Here is an 11,738-nt window from a genome sequence, read left to right as displayed (position 1 = left end):
CGGCCCAGAATGTCCGCGAGCATGCTGATGGCTTCATTGATGAACGGGCCCTTGTTGAGCATGACGCACTCGGCGCGCTGGGCCATCGCGGCGTCGGTCACCTCCGCCCGGAACCAGCTGCAGAGGCGGGGGGATCGATGGGACGGCTTCCGCGGTGGCGCGGGGGCTGGTCATGGCGGTCATGGTGCTTCCTTTGCTGTTGGGGTGTGCGGTTGAACGTCTGCCATTTCGTCACGTCGTGCTGGTGTTCTCGTCTCCGATTCAGGGCCCGGGTGGCAGCTTGAGCACCTGGCCCGGCCGCAGGAGGTCCGGGTTGCCGCCGATGATGTCCCTGTTGGCCTGGTAGAGCCGCGGCCAGTCGAGGGCGATGTCGACGTCGGAGGCGAACGGCCCCAGACGGGCTGCCGAGAGGCTCCACAGCGAGTCCCCGGGGCGTACTGTCACCTCGCTTGCCTGGGCCGCGGGTTGCTGGTGCCGCAACGGGCGCCCCGCCAGCGGGCCGGGTTCGACGACCGGGCTCAGCGGCCGCCACTGGGGATTCGCGACGGCCGGGGCTTCCGCAGGGGTTCCGGCCGGGACCGCCGTCGGCGTCCATGCCGCGGATGCTGCGGATGCCGCGGGCGCGCCGGGGACGGGCGGTGCGGTGGAGGCTGCGGCCAGCGGTGCGGTGAGAAGTTCGAGTCCGACTGCCGCGAGGGCGAGCCGGCGCATAAAGGCCGGGGCGAACTTTCCGGCTGCCGAGGCTGCGCGGACGTTCCCGCTGCGCTCCAGGAAGGCTGCCGCGGCAGCAATGGCCAGGGACATGGCCCACCAGGCGATCACAATCAGGCCGGCCGTGTTCGCTGCGATACCGAGCTGGTCTTCGAACCCGGGGGACTGGTGACGTGGCGGGGAGGACCGCCAGCGCTGGACGAGGCTGCCTCCCGTTCCGGCGAGGAAGAGCCCCAGCAGCAAGACGACGGCGGCCATGGCGGCGTCGGCGATAAGCACGCGCCGTTGCCTGGATCGCGGAGATGCTGCTGCCCTCATGGTGGTCTGCCCTTTCATCGGAATATCGCCTGTTTGATGCTGTTTGATACTGTTTGATGTATTTAGATCAAGCTTGAACCCTGGGAGTCACGTTTGTCTACAGTTATTTCTCGAGGGTGCGGTTGACCCTTGAGCAGGCCGCGCCTACGCTTTCGCCATGCGCTGGGATGCCCTCTTTGACGACCTGGAGACACAAATGGCTGCCAGCGAGCGGCTGGATCTCGACGCGGAAGTGACGGAGCGGACGCGGGCGGAGGCGGCAGCGGTGGAGCTCGCGGACCGGCTGCGGGGTTCGCTGGGGCTGCTGATTGTGGTCCAGTTGGCGTCGGGATCCACGGTCGAGGGAACCTTAAGCCACGCGGGAAGCCAGGCGCTGGTGCTGGACGAACCACTGCACCAGGTGCTGGTTCCCTATGCCGCGGCGGTGCGGTACCGCGGGCTTTCGCGGCTGGCCGTACCCGAGCCGTCCAGGGTCCGGCAAAGGCTCGGCCTGGCCAGCGCCCTGCGTGGGCTGGCGCGGGACCGCGCGGCCCTGGCTGTCCTGCTGACCGGTGGCTCAGCGGGGGAAACGGTGCTCCACGGGGTGATTGACAGGGTGGGGCGCGACCACCTTGACCTGGCGGTCACCGGAGACGGCGAGGACCGGCGGACGGCCAACGTCCGGCAGGTGGCGACCATACCCTTTGGCGCGCTGGCCGGGATCAGGTCGGCCCGGATGCCAGGTTACGCGGCGCAGGACTAGGCCGCAGGATTTAGTAGGCCGAGGTGCCGTGCCGCGCACGGCAGGCCCCGCTCAGCGGGTCTTGGACTTGGCTTCTGCGATCATCCGGCTTGCCTCCGCGTACCGCTCCTCGATGTACTGCTCGAGCATCTTCTCCTCAACACGCCACTGGCCCCGTCCGCCCACCTGGATCGCCTTGAGTTCACCACTGCGCACGAGCGCGTAGGCAGCCGGGGCGTTGATCTGGAGCTGCTCTGCAACGTCGGCAAGGGTCAGGAATCGGGGCATGCTTCCATTTTGCCACCGATGACTCCATCTGAGGGCGTTATCCACAGTTTGCACTTCTTTGGTCCTGCATCTTCCCGTCAGGGCACGAAGGCGTAACAATGATGATGCCCGGCCAGTGCCAGGCGGCGACTACGGGGGGAGCGGACGCATGAGTGTGGGCACGGTAACCGGCGGGGCGCGGCTGAAGAAACCATCCTGGAAAGACCCCAGGCTACTCATAGGCGTCCTGCTCGTCCTTGCCTCCGTCGGGGGCGTCATCTCCCTGGTCGGTGCGGCCGACCAAACCGCCGAGGCCTACACCGCGCGGGAATCGATCGCCGTGGGTGAAAAGCTGACCGCGGACAAACTGAACCGCGTCAAGGTCCGTCTGGGCGACGTCGAACAGTACTACCTGACGCCCGCGACCGGTGTGCCTGACGGGCTCGTTGCCGTCCAGAGAATCGGCAAGGACCAGCTGGTGCCGCGCGGCAGTTTCGGCCAGCCCGATGGCCTGGACCGGAAGCCGGTGGCAGTCACCGTTGATGAGGCCTTGCCGGCGCAGGCAGTGGCCGGCTCCCGGGTGGATGTATGGGTGGCACTGCCCGATAGCCGGAACGGGTTCAGTCAGCCCACCCTGCTGCTGCCGGGCGCAGAAATCGCCCAGGTCACTCCGGGCAGCACCGCGCTGGGGTCTGCCCGGTCCACGGTCGTGATGGTGCTGGTGACGGACGCGCAGATGCCGAACCTGCTGGGCGCGCAGGCCAATAAGGCAAAGATTTCCGTGGTCTGGAACCCGGGGGGTGCTGGCTCGTGAGCATCCCGGTAGTCACCGTCGGGGACTCGCGCGAGGACCTGGTCGGCCGGCTGGAGCGCCTTCACGGCCCGGTGTCGGTCGTCCGGCGGTGCCACGAACTGGCGGAACTGCTGGCGGCGTGCCAGGGCGGCCTGGCCCGTGCCGCGGTCGTGGCCCAGGGCAGCGAGGAATTGACGGCGTCGCTGGTCGACCGGCTGTCCGCCGTCGGCGTCGCCGTCGTGGCCCTGACCGACAGCCCGGAGGAGAAGACCCGGCTGCGGGGGATCGGCGTGGCCGCCGAACTCACCGGGGTCGACGCCGCCACCCTTGCCGGCCGCATCACGGGGGCAGTCGCACAACTGGCCGGCGCCGACCCGCGGCTCCGGCCGGAGGGAAACCCCGGCTTTGCCGACGTCGGCCCGGCACCCCGTACCGCTGGCGGCACTCCCGCGGAGGGGCCCGATCGGGCCGGTGCGGGGCAGATCATTGCGGTGTGGGGGCCCGCGGGTTCGCCGGGCCGGACGATGCTCGCGGCCAACATGGCGGCGGAGCTCGCCGCCGAGGGAAGGTCCGTGCTGTTGGTGGACGCCGACAGCTACGGCGCCAGCGTCGCAGCAATGCTTGGACTGCTGGACGAGGCCGCCGGGCTCGCGCAGGCCTGCCGCCTGGCGGACCAGGGCCTCCTCGACCCGGAGGCGCTGCTCAGGATCGCAGCCCCGGTGGTGACGAAGGCCGGTACTTTCCATGTGCTGACCGGAATCACCCGCGCGGACCGCTGGACGGAACTCCGTGCGGCAGCACTGTCCCTGGTGCTGGCCAGGGCCAGGCAGGTGGCCGAGGTCATCGTGATCGATACGGGGTTCTGCCTGGAGTCCGACGAAGAACTGAGTTTTGACACGATGGCTCCACGCCGGAACGCCGCGACGCTGCGGAGCCTTGAACTTGCGGACACGGTGTTCGCGGTGGGGGCGGCTGACTCGATCGGTGTCCCGAGGCTGGTCCGTGGCCTGGCTGAACTTGACGCGGCTGTTCCCCATGTGACACCGCGCGTGGTGCTGAACAAGGTCCGCCAGTCCGCCGTCGGACGGTCCCCGGAGCGGCAGCTGCGCGAGGCATGGGAGCGGTACGGCCCCGCAGCACCGCTCTTGGCGTTCCTCCCGGCTGATCCGGTGTCGAGTGACGCGGCACTGCTCTCGGGATCGCTCCTGCTCGAGGCTGCGCCTGATTCCCCTCTTCGGAAGGGCATTGCCGCACTGGTTTGTGCACCCGTCCAGCGAAACAGCCGATCCTCTGTATTTTCTTCCACAGCGAGGCGTCGGGTAAAGGGTTAGGCTCGCTTTGAGGGCCGCAACGAAGCGGCCATGAACTTTTTTGATGGAGGCGTTTGTCGATGTCGTCTGGGTCCAGCGTGCAGGATCAACCCGTTTCGATCGGTGCCGGAGAAGGCTACCTGAGGGACTACTACGAGCACCTCGCCGAAGAAGACGCCCGGGCGTATCCCGAGGAGTTGCTCGCTGCACGGGCAGAGATGCACCGCCACACGGCGGTGAGCCGGTTCCCGGGGCGCGCCAGCATCACCATCTCCGACGAAGCCGACCGCAGTGTCGTCTACATCGTCACCGACGACATGCCCTTCCTCGTTGACTCGGTCAACGCGGAACTGGTCCGGCAGAAGTCCCCCATCCACCTGGTGATGCACCCGCTGTTCGTCGTGACCCGCAACCGTGAGAGCGGTGAACTTGTCAAGGTTTCGCGGGTCCCCTCGCATCTGGGCATCTCCAGCGGCGACACCGCGGCGATGCCAAACCTGTCGCACCTGATCGCCCAGGGTGACAACGCCTCCCACATGGAATCGTGGATCGCCGTCGAAATCGACCGTGTCGACGACGCGAAGCGCGCGGCGCTGACCGAGGGAATCGGGCGGGTGCTCGCCGACGTCCGGGCCGCCGTCGAGGACTGGCCGAAGATGCGGAACAAGGCCCTCCAGATCGCCGAGGGCCTGGACACGCTGGCCAATGCCGCGCAGATCGCCGAACTCCGCCAGGCCCAGGAGCTGCTGCGCTGGCTGGACGACGGGAACTTCACGTTCCTCGGGTACCGCGAATATGACCTTAAAGACGAATCCGGCGAGGACGTCCTGGAACCCCGCGAAGAAAGCGGCCTCGGGCTGCTGCGCGGCGGCGCCGACACCCCGCACCAGATCCAGCACCTCACCGAGACCGGCCGGAAGAAAGCACGCGAAAAGCGCGCCCTCGTCATCACCAAGGCCAACTCGCGCTCCACCGTCCACCGCTCCGCCTACCTGGACTACATCGGCGTCAAGAGCTTCGACGCGGCCGGCAACGTCAACGGCGAACGCCGCTTCATCGGACTCTTCGCCACCACGGCCTACGCCGGATCCGTGCGCGACATCCCGGTGGTCCGCGAAAAGGTTGCCGCGGTGCTCAACGATGCCGGCTTCCCGCCGGACTCGCACTCGGGCAAGGACCTCCTGGGCATCCTCGAAACCTACCCCCGCGACGAGCTCTTCCAGATCGAAATCCCCGATCTGGCGGCCATCGCCACGGGCATCCAGCGGCTTCAGGAACGGCGCCGGACCCGGCTGTTCCTCCGCCCCGACATTTACGGCCGCTTTATGTCCGCCCTCGTCTACCTTCCGCGTGACCGGTACACCACCAACGTGCGCCTGCGCATCGAGCAGGAACTCCGCGAAACCTTCGACGCCGTGTCCATCGACTACGAGGCGCGAATGACCGAATCCGCACTGGCGCGGCTCTTCTTCCGGATCAGGCTCCCGAAGAACGCCGATGTCAGCAACGTCAACAGCGACGACCTCGAAAGGCGGCTGGTCCGGGCGGCCCGCTCGTGGAGTGAAGGCATCGCCGAAGTCCTGCACGCCCGCGCCGACGGAGCCGGCGGCCTCAAGGATGACGGCGCCAAGGAGCTTGCCTCGGTCTGGGCCGAGGCCTTCCCGGCGAGCTACCGCGTGGACTACGAGGTGGAAGATGCCCTGGAGGACATCGCCCGCTTCGAAAAGTACGGCGCCCTGGCCGAACGCGCCGGGGAAGCCGTCAAGGAACAGCCCGGCGTGCATGTATACCTCCCCGACGGCGCCGGAGCAACGCTGGAAGAGGACGCCCGCGTCAAGCTCTACATGCTCGAGCCCAAGAGCCTGAGCCAGATCCTGCCCTACTTCCACAATCTGGGCCTGGAGGTCCTGGACGAGCGCCCGTTCGAGATCGAAACAGCGGACCACCGCGACTTCTTCCTTTACGACCTGGGCCTGAAGTACCCCGCCGGGGTGGACCCCCTCAAAACGGGGCAGCTGCTCGCCGACTCCTTCGGCGCCGCGGTCTCCGGCGCCGTGGAATCCGACAGCTTCGACCGGCTGGTGCTGCGCGAGGGGATGCACTGGCGCCAGGTCGTCGTGCTGCGCGCCTACGCCAAGTACATGCGGCAAATGGGCAACACGAACTCCTACGGATTCCTGGCAGACACCCTGCTGGCCAACCCCGACGTCAACCGCGGGCTCAGTGCCCTGTTCGAAGCCCGCTTCGATCCCGCACTGGGCGAGGACGCACGCCGCATCAGGCAGGACGAGGTCCTCGCCGGACTGGACGCAGCGATCGAACAGGTCGCAACCCTCGACGCCGACCGGGTGCTGCGGACCTTCAAGAACCTGATCCAGGCGACTCTGCGGACCAACTACTACCAGAACAAGGCGCACCTGAGTTTCAAGCTGAACCCGTCGGCCATTGAGGGCCTGCCGTTCCCGACTCCCATGTTCGAGATCTGGGTCTATTCGCCCCGGGTCGAGGGTGTGCACCTGCGTTTCGGCAAGGTGGCCCGCGGCGGGCTCCGCTGGTCGGACCGCCGCGAGGATTTCCGCACCGAAATCCTTGGCCTGGTCAAGGCCCAGACGGTCAAGAACGCCGTGATCGTGCCCACCGGCGCCAAGGGCGGGTTCTACGCCAAGCAGCTCCCGGACCCGGCCTCGGACCGCACCGCGTGGATGACGGAGGGCATCGAAAGCTACAAGACGTTCATCCGCGGTCTCCTGGACGTGACCGACAACCTCGTGACGATGCCGGAGGGTGAGCAGCTGGTGCCGCCGGCCGCCGTCGTCCGGCACGACGACGATGACTCCTACCTCGTGGTCGCGGCCGACAAGGGAACGGCGTCGTTCTCCGACATCGCCAACGGCCTTGCCGCGGAATACGGATTCTGGCTCGGCGACGCTTTCGCCTCCGGCGGCTCGGTCGGCTACGACCACAAGGCCATGGGCATCACGGCCCGTGGTGCCTGGGAATCCGTCAAGCGGCACTTCAGCGAGCTTGACCTGGACACCCAGTCCGAGCCGTTCACCGTTGTCGGGGTCGGCGACATGTCAGGCGACGTGTTCGGCAACGGGATGCTGCTCTCGAAGCACATCCGGCTGCTCGCGGCGTTTGACCACCGGCACATCTTCCTCGACCCCACCCCGGACGAGGCGGTCTCCTTCGCCGAACGCCAGCGGCTCTTCGAGCTGCCCCGGTCCTCCTGGGACGACTACAACAAGGCCCTGATCAGCGAAGGCGGCGGTGTTTTTGCCCGCCAGTCGAAGTCCATCCCGGTCTCGGACCAGGTCAGGTCCGCGCTGGGACTGCCCGACGGGACCACGAAGCTCAGCCCGCCCGAACTGCTGCGCGCGATCCTGCTGGCGCCGGCCGACCTCCTCTACAACGGCGGAATCGGTACCTACGTCAAGGCCAGCACGGAAACCCATTCCGAGGTCGGCGACAAGGCCAACGACTCCATCCGTGTCGACGGCCGCGACCTGCGCGTGAAGGTGGTCGGCGAGGGCGGCAACCTGGGCATGACACAGCGTGGCCGCATCGAAGCCGCCCTCCAGGGCGTCATCCTGAACACTGATGCAATCGACAACTCCGCCGGGGTGGACTGCTCCGACCACGAGGTCAACATCAAGATCTTCGTGGACCGGATGGTGGCCGCGGGGAAGCTCGATCCTGCGGAGCGATCGGAATTCCTGGCCTCGATGACCGACGAAGTCGGCCGGCTTGTGCTGGAGGACAACATCGACCAGAACATCCTGCTGCTCAATGACCGGATGCGGGTCTCCGAATGGAGCCCCAGCTACGAACGCCTCATGGACTGGCTGGAGAAGTCCGCCGACCTCAAGCGCGACCTGGAAGCGCTGCCGACGACGGCGACGCTGCGGGAGAGACTGGAGCAGGGCCAGGGTTTGACCTCGCCCGAGCTGTCCGTACTGGCGGCCTACGCCAAAATCGAACTCGCCTCGGCGCTCCGGGACAGCGACTTGTCCGAGGACCCGTGGTTCCGGGCGACCCTGCGGAACTACTTCCCGCAGCAGTTGCGGGACAGGTTCGATGCGGACCTCGACACCCATCCGCTGCGCCGCGAAATCATCGCGACGGTGGTGGCGAACGACATGATCAACATGGGCGGCATCACCTTCGCGTTCCGTGCCATGGAGGAAACCTCGGCCTCTGAGGCCGCCGTCGCCAAGGCCTTCGTGGCCCTCCGTGAAGTCTACGAACTGGACATCATGGTCGGGGAACTCAACGAGCTGCCCGCGTCCTTCCCGACGGAGCACTGGAGCACTGTCCACCTGGATATCCGCCGGCTTCTGGACCGGGCCGTGCGGTGGGTCCTGAGCCAAAGCAACGCCTCCCGGCCCATTGCCGAGACCGTTGCTGAGTTCAAGCCGCTGATGGATCCGATGCGGGCACGCCTGCTGGACTACCTGCGCGGCGACGACCGTGCCCGGGTGGCCGAATGGCTTGAGAAGGCGCGCGGCTGGGACCTGCCCGAGGATCTGGCGCACCGTTGGGCAGAACTGTTCGAAAGCTTCGTGCTGCTCGACATCGCCAAGATTGTCCACGTCAGCCCCGAACCCGTCGAGAACATCGCCCATGTGTACTACACCGTGTTCAACCGCTTCCACGCCGACTCCCTGCTCGAACGCATCACCAAGCTGCCCAGGAAGGACCGCTGGCAGGCCCTGGCCAGGGCGGCCCTCCGTGACGATCTCTATTCGACCGTTTCGGATATGACGACGGCGGTGCTGGAGACAACGCCTCCCCAGATGCCGGCGGAGGAACGGCTTGCGGCCTGGGAAAGCCAGAATGTTGAGCAGCTGGACCGGGCGAAGAGCATGTTTGAAGAGGTGAACGCCCTCGAGGCCGATGACATGGCCTCGCTGTCGGTAGCATTGAGGCTCTTGAGGTCAATCGTTCGACGCTAGGCAGCTGCCGCTCCCGGCGTCGCAAATGGAGGTGCTGTGGCAATCTTTACGGACCCTATCAGGGAGCATGCTGATTTCGGGCCGGGGGATGCCGAGTGGCTGCACCTCCTCGTCGGCGACTGGCAGATGGTCGCTGACCTGGCGTTCGCCGACCTGGCGCTGTGGTTTCCGCACCCTGAATTCGGCTACGTGGCGCTTGCCCACGTCCGCCCCTCCACCACGCATACGGTGTTCCACGCCGACTTCGTGGGGGAGGGGATCAGGTCGGACCTGTTGCCGCTCGTCAACAAGGCGTGGGAGAGCCGAACGATCGAGCGCTCCAACGAGACCAACTGGAGCAGCGACATGGCCCTCCGGGTCGAGGCCGTGCCGATGGTCCGGAACGGCCGGACGCTGGCCATCGTCACGACCCATATGGACCTCTCCAGCTCCCGCATGCCGTCGCGGCTGGAGCTGACCTACCGGCAGTGCGCCTACGACCTGCTGCGGATGGGGACGCTGGGGCTGTGGCCGGACTTCGCCTCGCCCACCGGTTCCCGCCGCGGCGCGCCCCGCGTCGGTGACGGCCTGATCAGGCTCGACGCCGAGGGCATCGTCCAGTACGCGAGCCCCAACGGCGTCTCGGCCTTCCGGCGGCTCGGTGACGGCGAGTCGCTCGAGGGCCGGAGCCTGGCCGAAGTAACGGCGGGCCTGCTCAAGGACCGCCGCCTGGTGGATGAGACCCTGCCGCTCGTGGTCACGGGACGCATGCCGTGGCGCAGTGAAATAGAGTCCCGCGGGGTCAGCCTGTCCCTGCGTGCCATTCCCCTGCGGGATGAACAGCAGCGCTTTGGTGCCCTGGTGCTCTGCCGCGACGTCAGCGAGCTGCGGCGCCGGGAGCTGGAACTCGTCACGAAGGACGCCACGATCCGGGAGATCCACCACCGGGTGAAGAACAACCTGCAGACCGTTGCCGCGCTGCTTCGGATGCAGTCACGGCGCATGGTCAGCGACGAGGCCAAACAGGGACTCGAGCAGGCCATGCGGCGGGTGGCCACGATCGCCCTCGTGCATGAGACGCTGTCGCAGGGCCTGACCCAGAGCGTGGACTTCGACGAGCTCATCGGCCGCCAGTTCCGGCTCTCAGCCGAGGTTGCGTCCCCGTCGCAGCAGGTTAAGACCGCACGTTCCGGACTCTTCGGCGAACTGCCGAGCGACTTCGCCACCCCGCTGGCCCTGGTGATCAACGAGCTGGTGACGAACGCCGTCGAACACGGCCTGGAGGGCCGCACCGGAACTGTCTGGCTGATCGCGGACCGCTCCGAAAGCGAGGACGGCGAGGAGCTGCTCACGGTGACGGTGGCGGATGACGGGGTCGGCATTCCCGCTAAACCCTATGTGGAGGGACTCGGCCTGCAGATTGTGCGCACCCTGGTGACCAGCGAGTTGGGCGGCAGTATTCAGTGGAAGGCCAGGGAGGGCGGCGGAACGGATGTCCAGATTGTCTTGAGCCTGGCCAAACCGTAGCTGACCGGCCGGCCGGCGGTCGGCCCGTGCCTGTTGCGGCGGTTAACCGGCGATGGCCGCAGACTGAGTCTGCGGCCATCGCTGTCCTGCCGGTGAAAGTGGGCCGCCGGTGTCGCCGGCGTCAGGATTCTTGTGTCAGGAACCTTGTGTCAGGAACCTTGTGTCAGGAGGCGCGGCGGGCGCGGGCTGCGCGGCGCTTCAGGGCGCGGCGCTCGTCTTCGCTCATGCCGCCCCACACGCCGGCGTCCTGTCCGGACTCAAGGGCCCACTGAAGGCAGGTGTCGACGACAGGGCATCGACGGCAAACACTTTTGGCTTCCTCGATCTGCAGGAGGGCAGGACCGGTGTTTCCTACGGGGAAGAAAAGCTCCGGGTCCTTGTCAAGGCACGCTGCGCGGTTACGCCAATCCATGCTGATCAGTCACTCCATTCCTGGGAACTCGTTAAATGCCTTTGTGAAATTATTCACTAGAGGCTTCATAAGAAAGGGGCCCTCTGGGGCCCCCTCGGTCATCTGGATTAAGCGTGTCATGTTAACGCTGTGTAAACAAGGGGTACTTGGCTGCAAAATACCTTGGGATCGTGAGCGATGCATCACATTGGCTGGCGGCTGCCTCACATCTAGACGACTATGTCCGGTACTGTGCCAGTGTGTCAAGAGCCTCTGAAAACCCCTCCGAACCTCCCCGCGACGGCGATACTGCGGGGTCCCCCGCAGGCGGGGCCGGCGCCGGCGCACCCGCCCGGCCCGCGGGAATCCTGGTGATTGCGGTCATCGTTGCACTGGAAGCGACGGCGCTGCTGGTGGCAGCCATCTGGTATGGAAGCCAGCTGCTGACCGGGGCCCCCGTGCTTTCGTTCTGGGGCGCGGTGTTCACGCTGGGGCTCCTCCTGGCCTTCTCCGCATGGCTCTTTGCAGTGTCGACCTTCCTGTTCCGCGGCTACCGGTGGCCGCGTGCCGGCGCGCTGGTGGCGCAGCTCTTCACGCTCACTATCGGCTTTCCCACGATGTCGGGCGGATACCCCGTGGCGGGCCTGGCCATGCTGGTGCCCGCGGTTCTCGCCATCATTTTGCTCTTCGACAAGCGTGTCATCGCGTTCGCGTCACGTGCCGGCGGGGCGCCGCCCGCACTTTAGGCCGCACTCTCGCCGGAGCC

The 11,738-nt window shown here is 66.9% G+C and carries 9 protein-coding genes; 6 read left to right on the top strand and 3 right to left on the bottom strand.

Features of this window, described 5'->3' with window-relative positions; all coding sequences use genetic code 11:
- Window positions 1-261: 261 nt before the first annotated feature.
- Window positions 262-990: a LysM peptidoglycan-binding domain-containing protein gene (locus tag ACZY0Y_RS14840; protein ID WP_463958824.1), complete on the bottom strand. Its 729-nt coding sequence runs from the start codon at window positions 988-990 to the stop codon at window positions 262-264.
- A 196-nt stretch (window positions 991-1,186) separates the two neighbouring features.
- On the opposite strand from ACZY0Y_RS14840, the gene ACZY0Y_RS14835 reads away from it, so the two are divergent.
- Window positions 1,187-1,771 (top strand): hypothetical protein, encoded by a 585-nt coding sequence (locus ACZY0Y_RS14835; RefSeq protein ID WP_463958823.1) that lies wholly within the window; start codon window positions 1,187-1,189, stop codon window positions 1,769-1,771.
- Window positions 1,772-1,822: 51 nt separating this feature from the next.
- On the opposite strand, the gene ACZY0Y_RS14830 is transcribed toward ACZY0Y_RS14835, so the two are convergent.
- Complete coding sequence (locus ACZY0Y_RS14830) at window positions 1,823-2,038, bottom strand: helix-turn-helix domain-containing protein (RefSeq protein ID WP_024367836.1); 216 nt, start codon at window positions 2,036-2,038, stop codon at window positions 1,823-1,825.
- 148 nt (window positions 2,039-2,186) lie between these two features.
- Here ACZY0Y_RS14830 and ACZY0Y_RS14825 point away from each other — a divergent pair, with 148 nt between their 5' ends.
- Genes ACZY0Y_RS14825 through ACZY0Y_RS14810 form a run of 4 tightly spaced genes read left to right on the top strand, consistent with a single transcriptional unit; the run spans window position 2,187 to window position 10,581 of the window.
- Complete coding sequence (locus ACZY0Y_RS14825) at window positions 2,187-2,831, top strand: CpaB family protein (protein ID WP_463958822.1); 645 nt, start codon at window positions 2,187-2,189, stop codon at window positions 2,829-2,831.
- Window positions 2,828-4,141 carry a CpaE/TadZ family protein gene (locus ACZY0Y_RS14820; protein ID WP_463958820.1) on the top strand — a complete coding sequence of 438 codons (1,314 nt, stop codon included), beginning with the start codon at window positions 2,828-2,830 and terminating at the stop codon, window positions 4,139-4,141. Before ACZY0Y_RS14825 ends, ACZY0Y_RS14820 begins: the two co-directional genes overlap by 4 nt.
- 59 nt (window positions 4,142-4,200) lie before the next feature.
- Window positions 4,201-9,075, top strand: coding sequence for an NAD-glutamate dehydrogenase (locus ACZY0Y_RS14815; protein WP_463958819.1), 4,875 nt, complete (start codon window positions 4,201-4,203; stop codon window positions 9,073-9,075).
- Window positions 9,076-9,111: 36 nt separating this feature from the next.
- On the top strand, window positions 9,112-10,581 hold the full coding sequence (locus tag ACZY0Y_RS14810) for a sensor histidine kinase (protein WP_463884358.1): 1,470 nt from the start codon (window positions 9,112-9,114) through the stop codon (window positions 10,579-10,581).
- A 163-nt stretch (window positions 10,582-10,744) separates the two neighbouring features.
- Here the strand turns inward: ACZY0Y_RS14810 and ACZY0Y_RS14805 are convergent, their stop codons facing one another.
- Window positions 10,745-10,993 carry a WhiB family transcriptional regulator gene (locus ACZY0Y_RS14805; protein ID WP_003804966.1) on the bottom strand — a complete coding sequence of 83 codons (249 nt, stop codon included), beginning with the start codon at window positions 10,991-10,993 and terminating at the stop codon, window positions 10,745-10,747.
- A 239-nt stretch (window positions 10,994-11,232) separates the two neighbouring features.
- Between ACZY0Y_RS14805 and ACZY0Y_RS14800 the strand changes: the two genes are divergently transcribed.
- Window positions 11,233-11,718 (top strand): hypothetical protein, encoded by a 486-nt coding sequence (locus tag ACZY0Y_RS14800; RefSeq protein WP_463958817.1) that lies wholly within the window; start codon window positions 11,233-11,235, stop codon window positions 11,716-11,718.
- Window positions 11,719-11,738 lie beyond the last annotated feature (20 nt).

The sequence above is a fragment of the Pseudarthrobacter kochi genome (genome assembly GCF_055412805.1).
Note: the sequence above shows the minus strand (reverse complement) of the source record. Positions and strands in the feature narration are given on the sequence as shown.

Excerpts from the sequence above, each read along its gene's own strand:
- ACZY0Y_RS14830 (WP_024367836.1), bottom strand. The coding sequence starts at position 2,038 with ATGCCCCGATTCCTGACCCTTGCCGACGTTGCAGAGCAGCTCCAGATC.
- ACZY0Y_RS14835 (WP_463958823.1), top strand. The coding sequence starts at position 1,187 with ATGCGCTGGGATGCCCTCTTTGACGACCTGGAGACACAAATGGCTGCC.
- ACZY0Y_RS14815 (WP_463958819.1), top strand. The coding sequence starts at position 4,201 with ATGTCGTCTGGGTCCAGCGTGCAGGATCAACCCGTTTCGATCGGTGCC.
- ACZY0Y_RS14825 (WP_463958822.1), top strand. The coding sequence starts at position 2,187 with ATGAGTGTGGGCACGGTAACCGGCGGGGCGCGGCTGAAGAAACCATCC.
- ACZY0Y_RS14805 (WP_003804966.1), bottom strand. The coding sequence starts at position 10,993 with ATGGATTGGCGTAACCGCGCAGCGTGCCTTGACAAGGACCCGGAGCTT.